Source organism: Variovorax boronicumulans (genome assembly GCF_040544675.1).
In the GTDB taxonomy this organism is placed as follows: Bacteria; Pseudomonadota; Gammaproteobacteria; order Burkholderiales; family Burkholderiaceae_C; genus Variovorax; species Variovorax boronicumulans_D.
The window spans coordinates 110647-130847 of record NZ_JBEPKK010000016.1; the positions used below are offsets into that span (position 1 = coordinate 110647).

The following is a 20201-nucleotide window of genomic DNA, read 5'->3' on the forward strand; positions in this document are numbered from 1 at the left end:
GCCCATGGTGATCGGTCAGAATCGGCGCCCGACCAGGGGCGCCCTGAGGCGCTCCATGCGGCCCGCGATGGGCAAGAGTCAAAGAAACACAATGCAACATCACGATCCAGTCGGCACCCGGGAGGGCGAAATCGAGGCGGCTTCAGACGCGCTGAAAAACCGGCTCGCAGTCGCGGAAAACGTTCTGGTAACACTCGCGGTTGACCTCGACTACGAACTTCGTTTCGCTTTCGGCCTGGTGGCACTGACCGACCAGCGTCTGATGGCCCTGGAGCCGGGCGGCAACTGGCGTGAGTGGCCACTGACCGATCCGACCCTGGCGCTGCACCTGGCCGACCATTCGGGCATCGGCACGCTGGACCTGACCGGCCCCGACGGCCGCCTGGCGCGCTGGCGCTACACATTGGCCAGCCAGCCGGCGGCGCTGCGCCTGCTCAAGCTGTTCGGGCAGCGGGCGGACGCCGTGGGCCCGGTGCCGATAGAGACGGCCGACGGCGATGACCCGGCCGCCGACACCGAACTGCAGACCCCGCCCTCGACATGGGTGCTGCTTCGCCTGGGCCGTTTTGCCAAGCCTTACCGCAAGCAGCTTTTCCTGGGGTTTTTCCTGACCCTGCTGTCCACCGCCGCCACCCTGGTGCCGCCGTACCTGACCATCCCGCTGATGGACGACATCCTGATCCCGTTCCAGAACGGGCAGAAGATCGACCCGGCGCGCGTCGGCCTCTACCTGGGCGGTCTTCTGGGCGCGGCGCTCCTGGGCTGGGGCCTGGGCTGGGCGCGCACCTACCTGCTGGCGCTGGTGTCCGAGCGCATCGGCGCCGACCTGCGCACCACCACCTACGAGCACCTGCTCACCTTGCCGCTGGACTATTTCGGCGGCAAGCGCACCGGCGACCTGATGTCGCGCATCGGCTCGGAAACCGACCGCATCAACGTCTTCCTGTCGCTGCATGCGCTGGATTTCGCCAACGACGTGCTGATGATCGTGATGACGGCGGCCATCCTGATCTCCATCAACCCGCTGCTCGCGGTGGTCACGCTGGTGCCGCTGCCCTTCATCGCCTGGATGATCCATGTGGTGCGCGACCGGTTGCGCACCGGCTTCGAGAAGATCGACCGCGTGTGGTCCGAGGTGACCAACGTGCTGGCCGACACCATCCCGGGCATCCGCGTGGTCAAGGCCTTCGCGCAGGAACGCCGCGAGGCCGACCGCTTTCGCACCGCCAACGCCTACAACCTGCAGGTCAACGACAAGCTCAACCGCACCTGGTCGGTGTTCACGCCGACCGTGTCGCTGCTGACCGAAATCGGCCTGCTGGTGGTGTGGGGCTTCGGCATCTGGCAGGTGGCGCGCGGCAGCATCACCGTGGGTGTGCTCACCGCCTTCATCGCCTACATCGGCCGTTTCTACACGCGCATGGATTCGATGAGCCGCATCGTCTCGGTCACGCAGAAGGCGGCATCGGGCGCCAAGCGCATCTTCGACATCCTGGACCATGTGAGCAACGTGCCCGAGCCGGCGAACCCGGTGAAGGTCGGGCGCGTGCAGGGGCGCATCGAGATGAGCGGGCTGGGCTTTCGCTACGGCTCGCGCGCAGTGATCCGCGACCTCGACCTGGTGATCGAACCCGGCGAGATGATCGGCCTGGTGGGCCACAGCGGCTCGGGCAAGAGCACGCTGGTCAACCTGATCTGCCGCTTCTACGACGTGACCGACGGCGCCATCAAGGTCGACGGCACCGACATCCGCCGCTTCGCCGTGGCCGACTACCGGCGCCACGTGGGGCTGGTGCTGCAGGAGCCATTCCTCTTCTTCGGCACCATCGCGCAGAACATTGCCTACGGCAAGCCCGACGCCACGCGCGCCGAAGTGGTGGCCGCGGCCCGCGCCGCCCATGCGCACGACTTCATCCTGCGCCTGCCGCACGGCTACGACTCGCTGGTCGGCGAGCGCGGGCAGGGGCTTTCGGGCGGCGAGCGCCAGCGCATCAGCATTGCGCGGGCGCTGCTCATCGACCCGCGCATCCTGATCCTGGACGAAGCCACTTCGGCGGTGGACACCGAGACCGAGAAGGAAATCCAGAAGGCGCTGGACAACCTCGTGCAGGGCCGCACCACCATCGCCATCGCCCACCGGCTGTCGACGCTGCGCAAGGCCGACCGGCTCGTGGTGATGGACCGCGGCGAGGTGGTCGAGGTCGGGCCGCACGATGCGCTCATGGCCGCCCAGGGCGCTTACTGGCGGCTCTACCAGGCGCAACTGCGCCAGGGCGACGACGGTGCGAGCGAGGGCGCGGTCGACGAGCGCGCCGGCGCGCAGTTGCCGCTGATCAGCCACGCAGCCCACCCGGCAGGTGACGCATGACGGACAACAACACCACCATCACCACCACCTTCGATCTGGCACGCGACAGCTTCGGCCGCCTGGTGCTGACCGATGCGCAGGGCGAGCGCCATGTGGGCATCACGCCCGTGCGCGCCTTTCCGCTCACGGCGCCCGGCGAGGGCATTTCGCTGGTCGGCGGCGACGGGCGCGAGCTGGTCTGGATCGACCGCGTCGAGGCGCTGCCGGCCCCGATGCGGGCGCTGCTCGAAGAAGAACTCGCGGTGCGCGACTTCGCGCCCACGCTGCTGAAGCTGCACAAGGTATCGAGCTTCGGCGTGCCCAGCACCTGGACCGTGAGCACCGACCGCGGCGACACCCGCTTCGTGCTCAAGGCCGAGGAAGACATCCGCCGGCTCGACGGCGGCGCGCTGCTGATCGCGAGCGCGCACGGCGTGCAGTTCCGCGTGGCTGATGCGAAGGCGCTGGACCGCGCCTCGCGCAAGTTGCTTGAACGCTTTCTCTAGGGCCTGTTTACCCTATGCAAGGGGACGGCGGCTGCCTTCGGCGCGCGGCGCCACCGGCTGCTTCACCGCCCGGGCCCAGCGGTGGCCCCAGTCGGTGATCGGCTTTTCGAATCCGCGGTAGAGCAGGTCGGAGACAAGCAGCGCCGCGGCAAACGAGAGCGACAGCAACAGGCCGCCGACGATGGTGGTGCCCGGCAGCACCGCGATGACCGCATGCGCTGCCATGTATTGCACCAGGTACATCGCATACGAGCGATGCCCGATGAACACCAGCCACTTCGCCGACAACGCCCGCGCGGCCCATGTGCGGCAGGCAATGAGCGCCGGCAGCAGCAGCGTGATCAGCAGGCAGTAGCCGGCGATGGCCAGCGGAGCGTCGATGCGGCCGGCGATCACCGGAAAGCGACGGTGCCACACGAACAGCAGCAACACGATCGCGAGGGCGGCGCCGTGGCCCATGAGGCCGCGCGCGAGCCAGAAGGTCCGGCGCGAATGCATGAGGATGGCGAGCGCCGAGCCCATCAGCATGCCGATGTAGTTCTGTGGAAGCAGCAGGTTCCACTGGAAGCCGCCGATGCCGATCATGACCAGCGCCGTGACGCAGAAGCCCACGGTTGCCAGGCCGGACCGGAGCGTCGCGCCGAAGACCACGAGCAGCGCGGGCCAGATCAGGTAGTACTTCCACTCCACGCCCAGCGTCCAGGTCATGTGCAGCGGCGCCATGTCGGCCAGTTCGTTGAGCAATGTGAGGTAGTAGGGCGCGGCCGCCTTCATCTGCTCCCAGGTGCCGTTCTGCGCGTGGTAGCTCAGGCCCATGGCGGCCGCGAGCACCAGCAGGTAGAGCGGCAACAGGCGCGTGCCGCGGCGGATGTAGAACGCCTTGAGCGACACGCGGCCGGTGGTGTCTCGCTCCCGCAGCAGCAGCGTGGTGATCAGGAAACCCGAAAGGACGAAGAAGGCGTGGACGCCCAGCCAGCCTGAGAAACGCGTCCAGGCGATGCCGCCGAAGTGGTCGCTGAACACGAGAAAGACCGAGATGGCGCGCAGGCCGTCGAGCGCGGCGAAGTTGCGCGTGCCCTGAAAGTCTTCGAAGCCGATCGCGGTTCCGCGCCCACCCATTCCCAAGTCCCCTGCGTCGTTGTTTGCGCAGGATTTTGCCTTGACAAAGCGTTACAGCCTCCCATGAAGAAGGGAGCTGTGGGGCGAAACTAACGCGCCGCGAACCAGCGCAGCGCCACCGCCCCCGCCGTGGCCGCCACGGCGCTCACCAGCGTGCCCCAGGCGATGTCGATGAACGACAGGGCCAGCGGCCAGTTGCGGATCACCGCCAGGTTCGTCAGGTCGTAGGTGGCGTAGCAGAAGAGGCCGAACAGGCCGCCCAGCACCGCCACGCGGGTGAGGCTTTGTGCCTCGGTGCCCGGCAGGATCGCGAAGATCAGAAGGCCGATGGGGTAGATCAGGTAGAACACCGCCGCAAAGGCCAGCCGGGGCTCGGGCGACATCAGGTCGCCCATGGCCGACTGGTACATGTTCTTGGCGACGATGCCCAGCCAGAGCATGTCGATCACCAGCAGAACGACGAAGGTGGCGGCCCATGCGACAAGGTGTTTGGTGCTCATGCGGCGGATCGTATCCGCGCCCGCCAGGGGGCCTGCGAAAATCGCGCCTTTGGACTACAGCGCCCCCGCTGACGGAAATGCCCCTGCACACCACCGCCCTCGTTCTGTTCTCCGGCGGCCAGGACTCCACCACCTGCCTGGCCGACGCGCTCTCGAAGTACCAGCGCGTCGAGACGCTGGGCTTCGACTACGGCCAGCGCCACCGCGTCGAACTCGACGTGCGCGGCACCATCCTCGCGCAGATGCGCGAGCGCTTTCCCGACTGGGCGCCGCGCCTGGGCCAGGACCATGTGCTCACGCTCGCGGCGCTGGCGCAGCTCGGCGGCTCCTCGCTCACCGAAGAGGTCGCCTTCGCCATGCAGGCCGACGGCCTGCCCAACACCTTCGTGCCCGGCCGCAACCTGCTGTTTCTCACGCTGGCCGGCGCGCTGGCCTATCGGCGCGGGCTGCAGGTGATCGTGACCGGCGTCTGCGAGACCGACTTTTCGGGGTATCCCGACTGCCGCGACGACACCATGAAGGCGATGCAGCTCGCCCTGTCGCTCGGGCTGGAACGCCGCCTGGTCATCGAGACGCCGCTCATGTGGATCGACAAGGCCGAGACCTGGCAGATGGCGCAGCGCCTGGGCGGCGAGCCGCTGGTCGAGCTGATCGTGGAAGAAACCCACACCTGCTACCTCGGCGACCGCGAGCACCGCCAGGCGTGGGGCTATGGCTGCGGCGAATGCCCCGCCTGCGATTTGCGCAAGAAGGGCTGGGAGCGTTATTCCGTTCAGGCCGCCGCGGGCTGAGCGGCGGAGACGTTCAGGCGGTAGCGCGCGCCGCCGGCTTTCCCTTCCTCCCCTTCTTCTCGCGGCACCAGCGTCCATCGCTGGTTGTGGAAGTCGCCCACGGCGGCGCGGTGCGCAATCGACACCATCGCGCCGCCCGCCGCATGGACCGCGTCCGACAGCCGCTTGTAGAGCACCCCTTCGGCCTTGGCGTCGAGCGCGCTGGTGATCTCGTCGGCGAACAGCCAGGTCGGCTTTTTCAGCAGCACCCGCGCGATGGCCAGGCGCTGCTGCTCGCCGCCCGAGAGCTTCTGGCTCCAGGCGTCGCTGTCGTCCAGGCGGGCGGCCAGGTCGGGCAGCAGCGCGTCGGTGAGGGCCTGGTGCAACTGGTCGTCGGTGAAATCGGCGGCGGGGTTGGGGTAGGTCAGCGCATCGCGCAGCTTGCCGTCGGGCACGTAGGGGCGCTGGGGCATGAAGGTCGCGTCCGCGGGCACCTTCACATGGCCGCTTGCAAATGGCCAGATGCCGGCGAATGAGCGGAACAGGGTCGACTTGCCGCTGCCCGAGGGGCCTTGCAGCAACACGCTGTCGCCCGGGTTCACGGCGAGTGCGGCACCCGCCAGCAACGCCGTGCCGTTGGGCAAGGCCACCGAAAGATCGTCGGTGCGCAGCTCCGCCGCTTCGTCGCGTTGCAGCGCCACGTCCTGCGCCGCATGGGCGCGCATGGCGTCGTCGAAGCTGGTCAGGCGGTCGGTGGTGGCGCGCCACACGGCCACGCGGTCGTAGTTGTCGACGAACCAGCTGAGCGAATCCTGCACCTTGCCGAAGGCCGACGAAATCTGCATCAGCGCGCCCAGCTGGATCGCGCCGCTGAAAAAGCGCGGTGCCGCCACGATGAAGGGAAAGATCACCGCCGCCTGCCCGAAGAAGGCAGTGAAGCTGATCAGGTTCTTTTGCTGCTTGATGAGCACCAGGTAATTGCGCAGCACGCTGCCGAAGCGCAGGTCGAGCTGGCCGTGTTCGACCTTCTCGCCGCGGTCCAGCGCGATGGCCTCGCTGTATTCGCGCACCCGCACCAGGTGATGCCGGAAGTCGGCCTCGAAGCGCTGCTGGCGGAAGTTGGTGCCGATCAGCGGGCGGCCGATGAAATGCGTGATGACCGTGCCCATCGCGCAGTACGCCACCGCGAGCCACACCATGGCGCCGACGATCTGATAGGTGGTGCCGCCCACCGACAATTCGAAGCTGCCCGACAGCCCCCAGAGGATGCCCACGAAGCTCAGCAGCGTGACCACGGCGTTGAGCAGGCCCATGGACAGCGTCATCGTGTAGTCGGTGAACAGCTGCATGTCCTCCTGAATGCGCTGGTCGGGGTTGTCCGGCGTCTGGCCTTCGCTGGTCGCGTAGCGCGCCAGCTCCAGGTGATAGAAGGTGCGGTTCGACATCCAGCGCGACAGGTAGTTGCGCGTCATCCAGGTGCGCCAGCGCAGTTGCAGCAGCTGCGTCACGTAGAACTTGAGCACCTGCAGCAGGATGTTGAAGAAGGCCAGGACGCAGAACACGCGGATCTCCCGCCAGAACACGGTCGCGTCCTTGTTCTGCAGGCCGTCATAGAAGCGCCCGTACCACTGGTTGAAGAGCACCAGCGCGTACACATAGGCCAGGTTCAGCGCGACGATGCCCCCGAACATGACGCGCGCCCGCCATTTCTCTTCGGACCTGAAATAAGGCGACGCGAGCGCAAAGACGCGCCTGAGCACCTGGGCGAACGTGGCGGCACGCGCCGTGACGGATGAAGACATGCAGGTTTCCTCGCAGGCGCGGGTGCGCCGGACATCGTGAGGAAACCATCGTAGACAAATGTTTCTTAAACGGACCTGAAACCGGGGCGCGGCGCCAAAAAAGCCCCGGCCGCGCACATGACCCACGCCGCGATCTCAGCGAGGCCGGGTGTCATTTTTCTGAAACGCAAGCGCGCACTCCAGCCGGTTCGAGGTGGCTGCGCGCATGACAGCCGCGTGACGCCGCTGACAAACCCCTGTCACATACCGCTGCGAGCATCGCCGCGTTCACGGCCACGCCGTGCGTACTTTTGTCCGCGTACTTCCCAATCTTCGTCAGGGGTTTCCCATCATGCTGATCCGCTTCATCCGTCGTGCTGCCGTGCCGGCCCTCCTGTTCTCGATGGCTTTTGCCGCCTCCGCCCAGGGCCGCACCGAACTGCTGGTCTACACCGCCCTCGAAGCCGACCAGGTGCAGGCCTACAAGGCCGCCTTCGAAAAGGAAAACCCCAGCATCGAACTGAAGTTCGTGCGCGACTCCACCGGCATCGTCACCGCCAAGCTCCTGGCCGAAAAGGCCAATCCGCAGGCCGACGTGGTGTGGGGCCTGGCCGCCACCTCGCTGATGCTGCTCGACAAGGAAGGCATGCTCCAGCCCTACGCGCCCAAGGGCCTGGACGCCATCAAGCCCACCATGCGCGATCCGGCCAATCCGCCCAAGTGGGTCGGCATGGACGTGTGGTCGTCGGCCATCTGCTTCAACACGGCAGAAGCCACCAAGAAGAACCTGCCCAAGCCCACCAGCTGGGCCGACCTGACCAACCCGGTCTACAAGGGCCAGATCACCATGCCCAACCCGGCCGCATCGGGCACCGGCTACCTGATGGTGTCGGGCTGGATCCAGATGATGGGCGAGGACAAGGCGTGGAAGTACATGGACGCGCTGCACCAGAACATCGGCATCTACAGCCAGTCGGGCAGCAAGCCCTGCCGCCAGGCCGGCGCGGGCGAATTCGCGCTGGGCATGTCCTTCGAATACCGCGCCAACAAGACCAAGCGCGACGGCGCGCCCATCGACATCGTGCTGCCGAAGGAAGGCCTGGGCTGGGACATGGAAGCCACCGGCATCCTCAAGACCAGCAAGAAGCAGGACGCCGCCAAGGCGCTGGCCGACTGGGCTGTGACGAAGCAGGCCAACGAGCTCTATGCGAAGAACTTCGCCGTGCTCGCGCTGCCGGGCATCCAGGAAAAGCTCGAATTCGTGCCGGGCGACGTGGAGAAGCTGCTCGCCAAGAACGACTTCAACTGGGCCGCCAGCAACCGCGACCGCATCCTGACGGAGTGGTCGAAGCGCTACGAATCGAAGTCGGAAAAGAAGGCACCGCTCTGATGCAATCCCAACCGTTCGGGCTGAGCTCCCAATCGTTCGGGCTGAAACCCCAACCGTTCGGGCTGAGCTTGTCGAAGCCTTGCGCGATCGAGGTAGCCCTTCGACAGGCTCAGGGCGAACGGTGGGCAAGCACAGGCGAACGGTAGTAAGTCAATGACCAGCTTTCTCTCCCTCCGCGGCATCGGCAAGTCCTTCGGTGCCACCCGCGTGCTCGACGGCATCGACCTGGACATCGAACCCGGCGAATTCGTCTGTCTGCTCGGTCCTTCGGGTTGCGGCAAGACCACGCTGCTGCGCATCGTGTGCGGCATCGAGCGTGCCGACAGCGGGCAGATCCTGCTCGGCGGCCAGGACATCGCGGGCCTGCCGCCCGCGGCGCGCGGCTTCGGCGTGGTGTTCCAGTCGTACGCGCTGTTTCCCAACCTCACGGCGGCGCAGAACATCGCCTACGGCCTGCACCCCACCGGCGCGCTCGCACGCGAGATGGCCAAGCGCTCGCGCGAGATGCTCGACCTCGTTGGCCTGGCCGCGCATGCCGACAAATACCCGGTGCAGCTCTCGGGCGGCCAGCAGCAGCGCATTGCGCTCGCTCGCGCCCTTGCGCCCAACCCGCGCCTGCTGCTGCTCGACGAACCGCTCTCCGCGCTCGACGCGCAGGTGCGCGCGAGCCTGCGCAGCGAGATCCGCGCGCTGCAGAAGCGCCTGGGCATCGTCACCATCATGGTCACGCACGACCAGGAAGAAGCCCTCTCGATGGCCGACCGCCTGGTGCTGATGCACAACGGCCGCATCGAGCAGGCCGGCACGCCCGACGAGCTGTACCGCCAGCCGCGCACCCGGTTTGCGGCGGGGTTCGTGGGTCGGATGAACATGCTGCCCGCCACCGTGCTGGCCGACGGCAAGGTGCGGGTGCGCGACAGCGAACTGTTCTGTGCGCCCGGCAACCTCAGCGTGGGCTCTCAGGCCACCGTGGGCATCCGCCCCGAACACGTGGTGGTCAAGCGTTTCGGCACCGAACTCGGCGCCAACAGTTTTGCGGCGCGCCTGCTCGATACGGAATTCTTCGGCAACCGCACCTCGGCACGGCTGGCCTGTGAACCGCTCGGCATCGAGATCGAGGCCGAACTGCCCGCCGATGCGCGTTATGGCGGCGAAGAGCCGCTGGTGCCGAGCAGCATGGTGCATATCCAGCTGCCGCTGAACGCGCTGTCCGTGCTGGCGCATTGAGCATGAGCCGCTCTCCCGACGCCATCGCCGTCGTGCCGATGGCGATGGCGCGCAGCAGCGCGTTCGACCGCGAACGCTGGCTCACCGGCGCGGCCGTCGCGCTCATGGTGCTGCTGCTGGTCGTGATCGTCGCGCTGCCCGTCGGCGCGCTGGTCGGCCAGAGCTTCTTCGACCGTGCGGGCGCTTTTGTCGGCCTTGCGAATTTCGCGCGCTACCTTGACAACCCGGCGCTGGTCCAATCGGCCTTCAACAGCCTGTGGATCGCAGCCCTCAGCGCGGTGATCTGCACGGCCATCGCCTATGTGTACGCCTACGGGCTCACGCTCTCGTGCATGCCGGCCAAGGGCGCGCTGCGTGCGGTGGCGCTCATTCCGCTGCTCGCGCCTTCGCTGCTGCCGGCCATCAGCCTGGTCTACCTGTTCGGCAACCAGGGCCTCTTCAAGGGGCTCATGGGCGATGCCTCGATCTACGGGCCGCTGGGCATCGTGCTCGGCTCGGTGTTCTGGACGCTGCCGCATGCGCTGCTGATCCTCACCACCGCCATGGCCACCTCCGACGGGCGGCTGTACGAAGCGGCAGAGACGCTGGGCGCCTCGCGCTGGCGCATCTTCCGCACGGTGACGCTGCCATCGTCGCGCTACGGACTCATCGTGGCCGCGATGGTGGTGTTCGTGCTGGTCATCACGGACTTCGGCGTGCCCAAGGTGGTGGGCGGCCAGACCGGCGTGCTCGCGACCGACATCTACAAGCAGGTGGTTGGCCAGCAGAACTTTCAGATGGGCGCGGTGGTGGGGCTCGTGCTGCTGATTCCGGCGGTGCTGTCCTTCCTGGTCGAGCGCCATGTCCGCGGCAAGCAGGCTGCGGCGCTCACTGCGCGCGCCACGCCCTACCGGCCCGAACCCGTCGCATCGCGCGACCGTGCGCTGCTCGTGTTCTGCGCGCTCACGGCCTCTGCCATCCTCGTGATGATCGGCATGGCGGTGTTCGCATCGCTGGCCACCTACTGGCCGTACAAGCTCGCGCCCTCGCTGAAGAACTACGACTTCAGCAACATGGACGGCGGCGGCTGGGGCAGCTACTTCAACTCGCTGCGGCTGGCGCTGTGGGCGGCAGTGGCGGGCGCGCTCGTGACCTTCGTCTCGGCCTACCTGGTGGAGAAGCCGCGCCACTTCGGCCTGCTGCGCGAGCTGCTCAACCTGCTGGCCAACCTGCCCCTCGCGGTGCCGGGGCTGGTGCTGGGCGTGGGCTACATCTTCTTCTTCATCTCGCCGTCGAATCCGCTGAACGGCCTGTACGGCGGCATGACGATCCTGGTCATCTGCACGGTGGCGCATTTCTTCTCCGTGGCGCACCTCACCTCGCTCACCGCGCTGCGCCAGCTGGACCGCGAATACGAGCTGGTGTCCGAGTCGATGGGCGTGCCGTTCTGGCGCACGCTCTGGCGCGTGCACCTGCCGGTGGCGCTGCCGACGGTGCTCAACGTGGGCGGGTACTTCTTCGTCAACGCGATGACCACCGTGTCGGCCGTCGTGTTCCTCTATTCGCCGCAGACCACGCTGGCCGCCATTGCGGTGCTCAACATGGACGATGCCGGCGACGTGGCGCCCGCCGCGGCCATGGCGTCGTTGATCATGCTCACGGCGGCTGTCGGGCGCGGCGTGTTCGCGCTGGCAGGGCACTGGGCGCTCCAGCGCACGCAGGCCTGGAGAAGCCGGTAGCCGACAGGTCCTTGTCGGCGCGGTGTCCGACTTGACGGGCCCGGCAGCGGGCCTAGCATCCGCCGGATGAAAAGCACAGCCCTCGCTCTTCTGTTCTGCCTCGGCCTGCTCTCGGCCGGTTGCGACGACAAGCCCAAGCCGGGTGGGCCGGTGCCCAAGGCTTCGGCAAGCGTCGTGACCTCGGTCTTGCTCGCCAGCTGATTCGCGCTTCGTGCGCAAAGGCGGCAGCGCGCCGTCGGCCATTGCGCGCTCGCATCTTCCCGCCGAGGGGTATCCTCGCTGCGGAGAAAAACAATGAAGACGACTTCCGAGACACCCGCCCACGCGGCAGATTCGCGCTACGCCATGCTGCGCCTGGCGCTCACGCTCCTGATCATGACGGTCGGCAGCAGCGGCATGTATGTGGTCTCGGTGATGCTGCCTGCGGTGCAGGCCGAGTTCGGCATCGACCGTGCCGATGCCTCGCTGCCCTACACCTGGCTGATGCTCGGCTTCGGTTTCGGCGGCGTGCTCATGGGCAAGCTGGCCGACCGGTTCGGCGTCATGTGGCCGCTGCTGACGGGCTCGGTCTTCCTCGCCGCGGGCTACGTTGCTACGGGGCTGTCGGGCGGCATCGTTTCGTTCACCATCGCGCAGGCCCTGCTGGTCGGCCTGCTCGGCAGTTCGGCCGCCTTTGCGCCGCTGGTGGCCGACACCTCGCTCTGGTTCGTCAAGCGGCGCGGCATCGCGGTGGCGATCTGCGCGAGCGGCAACTACGTGGCCGGCGCCATCTGGCCACCCATTGCGCAGCACTTCATCGAGACGGTCGGCTGGCGCCAGACCTACATCGGCATGGGCATCTTCTGCGGCATCGCGATGGCGCTGCTCGCGCTTTTCTTCCGCGCGCGGCCGCCGGCAGCGGCGGCGACGCCGGCAGCCGGCAACGCATCGAATACCTTGCCGCCGCGCGACATGGCCCGGCCCTTCGGCCTCGGCATGGGCACGGCCCAGGGCCTCCTGTGCGTCGCAGCCGTGGCCTGCTGCGTGGCGATGGCGATGCCGCAGGTGCACATCGTGGCGTACTGCGGCGACCTGGGCTACGGCCCCGCGCAGGGCGCGATGATGCTGTCGCTGATGCTGGGCTTCGGCGTGGTGAGCCGGCTGGTGTCGGGTGCGATCTGCGACCGCATCGGCGGGCTGCGCACACTGCTGCTGGGCGGCGTGCTGCAATGCATCGCGCTGCTGCTGTTCCTGCCGTTCGACGGGCTGGTGTCGCTCTATGTGATCTCGGCGCTGTTCGGGCTTTTCCAGGGCGGCCTGGTGCCGGCCTACGCGATCATCGTGCGCGAGCACTTTCCGCCGAAGGAAGCCGGCGCGCGCGTGGGCACGGTGCTGATGTTCTCGCTGTTCGGCATGGCGCTGGGCGGCTGGATGTCGGGCAAGGTCTTCGACCTGACCGGCAGCTATCACGCGGCATTCGTGAACGGCATCGGCTGGAATCTGCTGAACCTTTGCATTGCGTCGTTCCTGCTGTTCAGGCTGTACCGCCTGCGGCTTCGGCCACCAGGCGGCCCAGTGTCCGCATAGCCTTCTCGCTCTGCGCATTCCACGCATGGCCGTAGTTGAGGCGCAGGCAATGCGTGAAGCCACGCGTCGCTGAAAAGATGGGGCCGGGCGCCACACTGATGCCGAATGCCAGTGCCTGGCGATGGATGTCGAGCGCGTTCACCTGCGCCGGCAACTCGACCCACAGAAAGTAGCCACCCAGCGGCCGCGTGGCCCGCGTGCCCGCGGGGAAGTAATGCCCCACCGCCTGCGCGAAGCTCGCCTGCTGCATCGCGAGCGTCTGGCGGAGCTTGCGCAGGTGCTTGTCGAGCCCGCCTTTTTCCAGATAGCCCGCCAGCGCGAGTTGCGCGGGCGCCGAGGTGCTGAGCGTGGACGTGAGCTTCTGCCGCGCCACCTTGCGCGCGAAGCGCCCGGCCGAGGCCCAGCCGATGCGATAGCCCGGCGCCAGGCACTTCGAGAAAGACGAGCAGTGCAGCACCAGCCCCTGCGTGTCGAAGGCCTTGGCCGGCGCGGGCTTGCGGTCGCCGAAATAGAGTTCGGCGTACACGTCGTCTTCGATCAGCGGCAGGTCGTGGCGCGCGAGCAGTTCGACCAGCGCCTTCTTCTTCGCATCGGGCATCAGGCTGCCCAGCGGGTTCTGGAAGGTCGTCATGAGCCAGCAGGCCTTGGGCTTGTGCGCCGCGATGGCCGCCTCCAGCGCGCCCAGGTCGATGCCTTCGCCCGGATGCGTGGGCACCTCGATGGCCTGCAGCCCCATGCGCTCCAGCGCCTGCAGCGCGGCATAGAAGGTGGGCGACTCGACGATCACCGCATCGCCCGGCCGCGTGACTGCCGCCAGGCACAGGTTGAGCGCTTCGAGCGCGCCGTTGGTGATGACGATCTCCTCTGCCGGCACCTGCATGCCGTCGCCCAGGTAGCGAAGCGCGATCTGCCGGCGCAGCGCCGCGCTGCCCGGCGTGAGGTCGTCCACCGTGCTCCAGGGGTCCAGCGACTTGGCGCTCGCGGCCATGAACTGCCCCAGGCGCGCCAGCGGAAAGAGCAGCGGGCTCGGAAACGCCGAGCCGAAGGGCACCACCTTGCGCGACATGCTGGCTTCGAGGATGTCGAAGACCCGGTCGCTCACGTCCAGCGACAAGGGGCCTTCGGCCGGGCGCGAGGTGAGGGTGGACTCGGGCGGTGCATCGCGCAGGCCCCTGCCGGTGACGTAGTAGCCCGAGCGGTCGCGCGCCCGCACGAGGCCGCGCGCCTCCAGGAGGTAATAGGCCTGGAACACCGTCGAGGCGCTGACCCCGCGGCTCTGGCCGGTGTGGCGCACCGAAGGCAGGCGGTCGCCGGTCTTCAGGGTGCCGTTGCGGATCGAGGCCTCGATGTCGGCGGCCAGTGCTTCATAACGCTTCATCGCAAAGGGGCTTGTCGCTTCGTTTCAAGGTGCGGCGGGTGGTCGCACGCACTGTATCTGCACCGGTGAATAGCGCGGGAACTGCATCTGTTTTTTCTGGGCTTTCTGGGGCACAGTCGGTGCATGTCCAAACTCATGCGCGCGGTGCGCGCCGTTCTCTGGAGCTTCATCGGGCTGGGCGGCCGCCGCGCCGACGCCGACAAGCGAACCGCGCAGGTCGGGATCCTGCCGTTGATCGGCGTCGCGCTGGTCATGGTGCTGCTGCTCATCGCGGGCCTGATGGCCCTGGCGCACTTCGCGGCCGGCACATGATGAAGGCCGGTCTTCGCTTCGTCGCGCTTGCGTGGCTGTTTCTCGTGGTGCACGGCGTGGCGGGCGCGGCAACGCCCGCCACCGTGCCCGACACCATCGAGCAGCGCGTGGCCGCATGCATCGCCTGCCACGGCCGCGAGGGCGCCACCACCAATGCGGGCTTCTTCCCGCGCCTGGCCGGCAAGCCCGCGGGCTACCTGTTCAACCAGCTGGTGAGCTTCAGGGACGGGCGCCGTTTCAACGCCGACATGGCGTACCTGGTGCAGCACCTCTCGGATGCCTACCTGCGCGAAATGGCCGAGTACTTCGCGGGGCTCGATCTGCCGTACCCGCAGATTTCCCCGACGAGCGACGCCACGCCTGACCAGTTGCAGCGCGGACGCAAGCTCGCGCTCGAAGGCGATGCGGCGCGCGGCATCCCGGCCTGCGTGCAGTGCCACGGCGCGGCGCTCACCGGCGTGCAGCCGGCCATCCCGGGGCTGCTCGGGCTGCCGCGGCTCTATGTGTCGTCGCAGCTGGGCGCCTGGCTCACGAGCGAGCGGCATGCGATGGCGCCCGATTGCATGGCCGAGGTCGGCCGTCGCATGAACACGGCCGACATCAACGCGGTCGCAAGCTGGCTGGCCGTGCAGCCCATGCCGGCGAACACCAAGCCGGCCGCCTCGCTGCCCGCTCCCTTGCCGGTCGCCTGCGGCGGCATGCCGAAGTGAGCCGCCGATGAAACTGCGACACATCGTCTGGACCCTGCTCACCCTGATCGTGCTGGCAGCCGTGCTCGCCGGCGCACTCGTGGCGATGAACCTGCGCGGCGAAGCCCCGCTGCCCGACCAGCCCGAGGCCTTCGACGCCACGCCCCAGCAGGTCGAGCGCGGCCGCTACCTCGCGCTGGCCGGCAACTGCGCGGGTTGCCACACCACGCGCGGCGGTCAACCCTACGCGGGCGGCCTGCCTCTGGAGACGCCCTTCGGCACCATCTATTCGAGCAACCTCACGTCCGACGCCAAGGCCGGCATCGGCGGCTGGAGCAGCGCGCATTTCTGGCGCGCGATGCACAACGGCCGCAGCAAGGACGGACGCCTTCTCTACCCGGCATTCCCGTACCCCAACTTCACCAAGGTGACGCGCGAGGACTCGGACGCCATCTACGCCTACCTGCGCACCGTGGCGCCCGCACCGGCGCCGAACCTGGCGCACCGGCTGCGCTTTCCCTACGACACGCAGGCCGCGCTGGCCGTGTGGCGCGCGCTCTCGTTCAAGCCCGAGGCCTTCGTGGCCAACGCAGGCAAGCCGGCCGAGTGGAACCGCGGCGCCTACCTGGTGGACGGCCTCGGGCATTGCATCGCGTGCCACGGCAGCCGCAATTCGCTGGGCGCGACCGACGCAAAGCTCGGTCTCTCCGGCGGCCTGATCGCGGTGGAGAACTGGTATGCGCCTTCTCTCGCCGACAAGCACCAGGCCGGCGTGGCCGAGTGGCCCGCGGCCGACGTGGTGGCATTGCTCAAGACCGGCATCGCGCCGGGCGGCTCGGTGATGGGGCCGATGGCCGACGTGGTGTTCCGCAGCACGCAGTACCTGAGCGATGCCGACCTCACGGCGATGGCCAGCTACCTCAAGGACCTGCCCGACGCGCCGAAGCCCGAAGCGTCCGCACGCACTGCGGCCGCACCTATCCGCCGCGACGCGAGCGCCATGGCGCTCGGCGGCAAGATCTACGACCAGCGCTGCGCCTACTGCCACGGCGACCAGGGCCAGGGCGCGAAGGGCGCTTATCCGCCGCTCGCGGGCAACCGCGCGGTGAACATGTCGCCGCCCACCAACCTGATCCAGGTGGTCGCGCACGGCGGCTTCCTGCCCGCCACGGCCGGCAACCCGCGCCCCTACGGCATGCCGCCGTTTGGGCAGGTGCTCGATGCGGCCGAGGTGGCGGCCGTGCTCACTTACATCCGTGGCTCATGGGGCAACGACAGCGCGCCGGTCACGCAGATGGACACCATGCGGCGCTGAGGCCCGTTGCGCGCCGCCACCGCCGAGGTCAGGCGGTGTGCGGATGCCGTGCGCGCTCGTACAGGGTGCGCGCCAGCGCGCGGTGCCGCGCCAGCAGCGGCGCCAGCTCCAGCCCGGTGAAGCGCCCGTCGCGCATGCGCACTTCGCCGTCGATCACGTTCAGCGAGGCCGTGCCCGGCGTGCAGAACACCAGCGCCGCCACCGGGTCGTGCCAGGCGCCCGCATGCGCCACGCCGCGCATGTCGAAGGCCACGATGTCCGCCGACATGCCCGGTGCCAGCGCGCCGATGTCGTCGCGCCCCAGCACCTTCGCGCCGCCGAGCGTCGCGATCTCCAGCGCTTCGCGCGCGGTCATCGCCGCCGGGCCATAGCCCACGCGCTGCAGCAGCATGGCCTGCCGCGCTTCGCCGAGCATGTGGGCGCCGTCGTTCGATGCGCTGCCATCCACGCCCAGGCCCACGGGCACGCCCGCGCGCCGCATCGCGCCGATGGGCGCAATGCCCGAGGCCAGCCGCATGTTGGAGCACGGGCAGTGCGCCACGCCCGTGCCGGTGCGCCCGAAGAGCGCGATGCCCGCTTCGTCGAGCTTCACGCAGTGCGCATGCCACACATCGCGGCCCACCCAGCCCAGGTCTTCGGCGTACTCGGCCGGCGTCATGCCGAACTTCTCGCGCGAGTAGGCGACGTCGTTGTCGTTCTCGGCCAGGTGCGTGTGCAGCGACACGCCGCGCTCGCGTGCCAGCTCGGCCGACAGCCGCATCAGGTCGCGTGAAACGGAAAAAGGCGAGCAGGGCGCCACACGATCCGCCGGTGCTGCACGGCAAGCTGAAGTACAGCTGCATGCCCTCGCGCGACATCCAAGACGGCTCTTGCTCTGCGCACTCAAGTCATCAGGGCTTGATCAACCCGATCTCCAAGTACCCTGAGGTAGCCGGAACGCGTGGGCCAACTCTGACAAAGACTTTCTCGCTGCGCGCCATCAGGTAGCTCACCGGCGATGCCACTGCGTACCGGACATTGAGAGCGAAGGGGATCACAGCGGGCAAAGGAGGACCAATGACAGCAAATGAGCCGACGATGGCCGACATGCTGGACTCTGCGCCGGATAGGTTCGTGTAGCTGCGGGTATAGCCGCGGAATCGGTCGCCGCCGGGAACAGCCGGCCCCGGCGAGCTTTGACGCGCGAGTGAATAGTCAAACAGCGTCGAACCGACGGGATTCATCGCTGAGAGTCCCCATGAACCGTCTGTGCCCCCCCCGTACGCAAACATTTCGTGGCCGGATCCTGGATTTCCTCCATCCGGCAACCCAATTCGAAACATGAATGCGTCGGAAGAGAACTTGTCGGCTTCGAGATAGACCTTGTCGTTGTCGATCCGGACAACGCTGAAGTTGTGGATGTCGGTGGGATCCGAATTATTGACGGCGCGCCATGCTCCGTCCGTCGTTCCCTTGGAAACCGAGTAACTCTTGAGGGAAGCAGGTGGGCAACTTCCCACGCTGTAGATCACGTCGTCCGTGCACAAATCGAGTTGGGTGCCGTGATTTGAGATTCGCAGGCTGTTGAACGAAGAGTCCGGAATCATGGCAGCCATGCTGGTCCCGAACCCGTTGTAGTTTCCATCGATCTCGTCTGGCGACTTGATCGGTGTACGCGATGCGACAAAGGGACGCACGGCGTATGCCCCGCCTGGCATGGCGAAGGGAAAGGTGCCCACGACGGTGAAGTCGGTGACCAAGGAAACGCGGAAGCGCGCCGTGTTAGTCGAGCCGCTGACCCGGCTGGTGGAAAAAATGTAGGTGTCGTACGCGTCTTTCACGCTCGCGTCGGGATTGAAACTGCCAGACTCCGACAAGCCGGCGTTATCGCTCATCTTGTAGGTCTTCCTGTTGAAGTCCAATTTCAACGTCAACTTCTCACCATTTGTCGCAAACACTTGGTAGTCACCGTTGCGCTCGTCCTCAGCGTTCACGAGCAACTCGAGACTAAATTTTTCCGCGATGGACGACCCGGGTGTCTTGGCGGTGATCGCGTAGTAACCCGTGACCTTCCCTAGGCTCACAATCTGTCCTGCCCATTTCTTCGATGAGACCTGCACATTGGTGGCGGTGACTACGTCAGGTCTTGCGCCAGCGAAACTGGCTTGGTTCGAAACCGGATTGCTGGTCTCCTCCCACGCCACATCCTGATCTGACGAGATTTCGAGCGCGTCGCCAGCGGTCACCCCTAGCAGTGAGCCTTGAATAACGGGACCCATCGCCTGGCCATTGACCTTGACCTCCAACTTCACGGGTAGCTCATTGGTCGAACTATCTGGTCCCGGTGGGGACGATGTGGATGGCGGCGCCACGGACAGCGGCCCTGATGGAAACCCACCACCGCCTCCTCCCCCTCCGCCGCCGCAGGCCACCATGCCTGCAAGCAAGAGAATCGAGAGCATCACCCTCGAAATTTTTTTGAATGCAAATGTCAATTGAATCTCTCCCCTGAAAAACAAAAAATAAACCGAACTTGACCGCACCGGGCCTCTTGAGAATTGGCTAGTTTGAATCAGCGCAACACGGCCTCAATCTCATCAATGATTTCGATCAATGTTCATCCTCGAACGACGCATGCAGCGGAATCTTCGGCCAGGGATCCCGTCCTTGCCGAACCAGTGCTTGCCTACATCTGCAACCACGGAGTCAAATGCACAATTGCCTAAAAATTATTTCATAAAATCTTGTAAGGCGCATTTGGGCACTCTCCACTCAGATAGGGCCTCTCCCTCTAGATTGTGGCGGCGGTAAGGTCTAATGGATGTGTAAATGTCATCCGTATTAAAAGGCGCACGTAAATTTTGAAGAAAAAGCATTTGATTTTGAAAAATCACTTGATCTTCGAAGGCGTAGAGCAGCCACCAGTCAATAAAGTTACTAAGCTCTGGGTCGCGCATTGACACAATCAATGCCGAGATTTTTCCATCGAGAACTCGCTGTATCCCTTGTCGCCATTGCACTTCATACTGCTCCTCTTGCCAATAATCCAGAGGCGACCAAAAGTCCTCATGAAGTCCGAATCCTTCTAGTCTGCCAAGCAACAGATTTTCTTCATCGCGAATAAAAGGTGAACCTCGAAATCCAATGTTAAACATTTTCTAATCCTTGATTCTCTTTAGATTGCTGTCATACGTTCCGACGCGATTTCCATCTCGATCAAATTTCTTCCAACCATTGGTAACATTGTGCCCGTCAATATCAGGTGTGATGTAGTTCTTCCCGTCAAAAAAAACGGGTTGGCCATGAGATTTGAATGGAGCTTTTTGCGGTGGGATACGTCTATCGTAGCCAAAATCGTTTGCAATCTGTTGCGCATTAAATCCGCCATATAGCTCGTGAGATATCGCGCTGCGGGCTTTGACCGTGTCGGGGTGATATGGATCTCCTACCAAAGCAGGCGAAGATTTGCGCTCATTATGGTCACTCAGATTTGGCAGTGATGGGGTGCTGCTAGTGTCCTGTCCCGTTAATTCGTAGGCACGAGAACTGCTTGTGGTGAGGCATCCTTGGAGATGCTGCCATGCCCAACGCCCACGTACGCACT

General features: G+C 66.1%; 18 protein-coding genes and 1 pseudogene. 11 read left to right on the forward strand and 8 right to left on the reverse strand.

Annotated features, from left to right (window positions below):
- Positions 1-91: 91 nt before the first annotated feature.
- The gene (locus ABIC90_RS23395) at positions 92-2368 is read left to right on the forward strand and encodes an ABC transporter ATP-binding protein (protein ID WP_354358377.1); all 2277 of its coding nucleotides are present in this window, start codon (positions 92-94) and stop codon (positions 2366-2368) included.
- Positions 2365-2853, forward strand: coding sequence for a DUF1854 domain-containing protein (locus tag ABIC90_RS23400; RefSeq protein ID WP_354358379.1), 489 nt, complete (start codon positions 2365-2367; stop codon positions 2851-2853). Before ABIC90_RS23395 ends, ABIC90_RS23400 begins: the two co-directional genes overlap by 4 nt.
- Before the next feature lie 12 nt (positions 2854-2865).
- On the opposite strand, the gene ABIC90_RS23405 is transcribed toward ABIC90_RS23400, so the two are convergent.
- Positions 2866-3972, reverse strand: coding sequence for an acyltransferase family protein (locus ABIC90_RS23405; RefSeq protein ID WP_354358381.1), 1107 nt, complete (start codon positions 3970-3972; stop codon positions 2866-2868).
- 89 nt (positions 3973-4061) lie between these two features.
- The gene (locus ABIC90_RS23410; protein WP_354358383.1) at positions 4062-4472 is read right to left on the reverse strand and encodes a DUF2177 family protein; all 411 of its coding nucleotides are present in this window, start codon (positions 4470-4472) and stop codon (positions 4062-4064) included.
- Positions 4473-4549: 77 nt separating this feature from the next.
- Here ABIC90_RS23410 and queC point away from each other — a divergent pair, with 77 nt between their 5' ends.
- The gene (gene queC / locus ABIC90_RS23415) at positions 4550-5263 is read left to right on the forward strand and encodes a 7-cyano-7-deazaguanine synthase QueC (RefSeq protein ID WP_354358385.1); all 714 of its coding nucleotides are present in this window, start codon (positions 4550-4552) and stop codon (positions 5261-5263) included.
- On the opposite strand, the gene ABIC90_RS23420 is transcribed toward queC, so the two are convergent.
- Entirely contained in the window at positions 5245-7044 is a 1800-nt protein-coding gene (locus ABIC90_RS23420) for an ABC transporter ATP-binding protein/permease (RefSeq protein ID WP_354358387.1), read from the reverse strand. The genes queC and ABIC90_RS23420 overlap by 19 nt on opposite strands.
- A 331-nt stretch (positions 7045-7375) precedes the next feature.
- Here ABIC90_RS23420 and ABIC90_RS23425 point away from each other — a divergent pair, with 331 nt between their 5' ends.
- From ABIC90_RS23425 to ABIC90_RS23445, 5 genes are all read left to right on the forward strand, one after another.
- Positions 7376-8413: a putative 2-aminoethylphosphonate ABC transporter substrate-binding protein gene (locus ABIC90_RS23425; RefSeq protein WP_354358389.1), complete on the forward strand. Its 1038-nt coding sequence runs from the start codon at positions 7376-7378 to the stop codon at positions 8411-8413.
- 153 nt (positions 8414-8566) lie between these two features.
- Entirely contained in the window at positions 8567-9640 is a 1074-nt protein-coding gene (locus ABIC90_RS23430; protein WP_354358391.1) for an ABC transporter ATP-binding protein, read from the forward strand.
- Between the two features lie 2 nt (positions 9641-9642).
- Positions 9643-11358 carry a putative 2-aminoethylphosphonate ABC transporter permease subunit gene (locus tag ABIC90_RS23435; RefSeq protein ID WP_354358393.1) on the forward strand — a complete coding sequence of 572 codons (1716 nt, stop codon included), beginning with the start codon at positions 9643-9645 and terminating at the stop codon, positions 11356-11358.
- 66 nt (positions 11359-11424) lie between these two features.
- Positions 11425-11559, forward strand: coding sequence for a hypothetical protein (locus tag ABIC90_RS23440; RefSeq protein ID WP_354358395.1), 135 nt, complete (start codon positions 11425-11427; stop codon positions 11557-11559).
- 93 nt (positions 11560-11652) lie between these two features.
- On the forward strand, positions 11653-12924 hold the full coding sequence (locus ABIC90_RS23445) for an MFS transporter (RefSeq protein WP_354358397.1): 1272 nt from the start codon (positions 11653-11655) through the stop codon (positions 12922-12924).
- On the opposite strand, the gene ABIC90_RS23450 is transcribed toward ABIC90_RS23445, so the two are convergent.
- On the reverse strand, positions 12872-14302 hold the full coding sequence (locus ABIC90_RS23450; RefSeq protein ID WP_354358399.1) for a PLP-dependent aminotransferase family protein: 1431 nt from the start codon (positions 14300-14302) through the stop codon (positions 12872-12874). The two genes, ABIC90_RS23445 and ABIC90_RS23450, sit on opposite strands and share 53 nt — an antisense overlap.
- A gap of 123 nt (positions 14303-14425) precedes the next feature.
- Between ABIC90_RS23450 and ABIC90_RS23455 the strand changes: the two genes are divergently transcribed.
- The 3 genes from ABIC90_RS23455 to ABIC90_RS23465 are packed head-to-tail and all read left to right on the forward strand — an operon-like array spanning position 14426 to position 16618.
- Complete coding sequence (locus tag ABIC90_RS23455) at positions 14426-14614, forward strand: DUF2970 domain-containing protein (RefSeq protein ID WP_354358402.1); 189 nt, start codon at positions 14426-14428, stop codon at positions 14612-14614.
- Positions 14614-15324 (forward strand): c-type cytochrome, encoded by a 711-nt coding sequence (locus ABIC90_RS23460; protein WP_354358404.1) that lies wholly within the window; start codon positions 14614-14616, stop codon positions 15322-15324. The genes ABIC90_RS23455 and ABIC90_RS23460 overlap by 1 nt, the downstream gene beginning before the upstream one ends.
- A gap of 7 nt (positions 15325-15331) precedes the next feature.
- Positions 15332-16618: a c-type cytochrome gene (locus tag ABIC90_RS23465; protein ID WP_354358406.1), complete on the forward strand. Its 1287-nt coding sequence runs from the start codon at positions 15332-15334 to the stop codon at positions 16616-16618.
- Between the two features lie 28 nt (positions 16619-16646).
- On the opposite strand, the pseudogene ABIC90_RS23470 reads toward ABIC90_RS23465, so the two are convergent.
- The 4 genes and pseudogenes from ABIC90_RS23470 to ABIC90_RS23485 form a co-directional block, all read right to left on the reverse strand.
- Positions 16647-17417 (reverse strand): annotated as a pseudogene (locus ABIC90_RS23470) (amidohydrolase family protein); the annotation flags it as partial.
- Positions 17418-17508: 91 nt separating this feature from the next.
- Positions 17509-19092 carry a hypothetical protein gene (locus ABIC90_RS23475; protein WP_354358408.1) on the reverse strand — a complete coding sequence of 528 codons (1584 nt, stop codon included), beginning with the start codon at positions 19090-19092 and terminating at the stop codon, positions 17509-17511.
- A 234-nt stretch (positions 19093-19326) separates the two neighbouring features.
- Entirely contained in the window at positions 19327-19752 is a 426-nt protein-coding gene (locus tag ABIC90_RS23480; RefSeq protein WP_354358410.1) for a hypothetical protein, read from the reverse strand.
- 3 nt (positions 19753-19755) lie between these two features.
- Positions 19756-20201, reverse strand: a 446-nt coding sequence (locus ABIC90_RS23485) for a toxin C-terminal domain-containing protein (protein WP_354358412.1), incomplete at its 5' end; no start/stop codon positions are given.

Bases quoted from the DNA above. Each gene is read 5' to 3' on its own strand.
- ABIC90_RS23465 (WP_354358406.1), top strand. From the start codon at position 15,332: ATGAAACTGCGACACATCGTCTGGACCCTGCTCACCCTGATCGTGCTG.
- ABIC90_RS23480 (WP_354358410.1), bottom strand. From the start codon at position 19,752: ATGTTTAACATTGGATTTCGAGGTTCACCTTTTATTCGCGATGAAGAA.
- ABIC90_RS23440 (WP_354358395.1), top strand. From the start codon at position 11,425: ATGAAAAGCACAGCCCTCGCTCTTCTGTTCTGCCTCGGCCTGCTCTCG.
- ABIC90_RS23445 (WP_354358397.1), top strand. From the start codon at position 11,653: ATGAAGACGACTTCCGAGACACCCGCCCACGCGGCAGATTCGCGCTAC.
- ABIC90_RS23400 (WP_354358379.1), top strand. From the start codon at position 2,365: ATGACGGACAACAACACCACCATCACCACCACCTTCGATCTGGCACGC.
- ABIC90_RS23405 (WP_354358381.1), bottom strand. From the start codon at position 3,972: ATGGGTGGGCGCGGAACCGCGATCGGCTTCGAAGACTTTCAGGGCACG.
- ABIC90_RS23425 (WP_354358389.1), top strand. From the start codon at position 7,376: ATGCTGATCCGCTTCATCCGTCGTGCTGCCGTGCCGGCCCTCCTGTTC.
- ABIC90_RS23395 (WP_354358377.1), top strand. From the start codon at position 92: ATGCAACATCACGATCCAGTCGGCACCCGGGAGGGCGAAATCGAGGCG.
- queC (WP_354358385.1), top strand. From the start codon at position 4,550: ATGCCCCTGCACACCACCGCCCTCGTTCTGTTCTCCGGCGGCCAGGAC.
- ABIC90_RS23420 (WP_354358387.1), bottom strand. From the start codon at position 7,044: ATGTCTTCATCCGTCACGGCGCGTGCCGCCACGTTCGCCCAGGTGCTC.
- ABIC90_RS23450 (WP_354358399.1), bottom strand. From the start codon at position 14,302: ATGAAGCGTTATGAAGCACTGGCCGCCGACATCGAGGCCTCGATCCGC.
- ABIC90_RS23455 (WP_354358402.1), top strand. From the start codon at position 14,426: ATGTCCAAACTCATGCGCGCGGTGCGCGCCGTTCTCTGGAGCTTCATC.
- ABIC90_RS23435 (WP_354358393.1), top strand. From the start codon at position 9,643: ATGAGCCGCTCTCCCGACGCCATCGCCGTCGTGCCGATGGCGATGGCG.
- ABIC90_RS23430 (WP_354358391.1), top strand. From the start codon at position 8,567: ATGACCAGCTTTCTCTCCCTCCGCGGCATCGGCAAGTCCTTCGGTGCC.
- ABIC90_RS23460 (WP_354358404.1), top strand. From the start codon at position 14,614: ATGAAGGCCGGTCTTCGCTTCGTCGCGCTTGCGTGGCTGTTTCTCGTG.
- ABIC90_RS23410 (WP_354358383.1), bottom strand. From the start codon at position 4,472: ATGAGCACCAAACACCTTGTCGCATGGGCCGCCACCTTCGTCGTTCTG.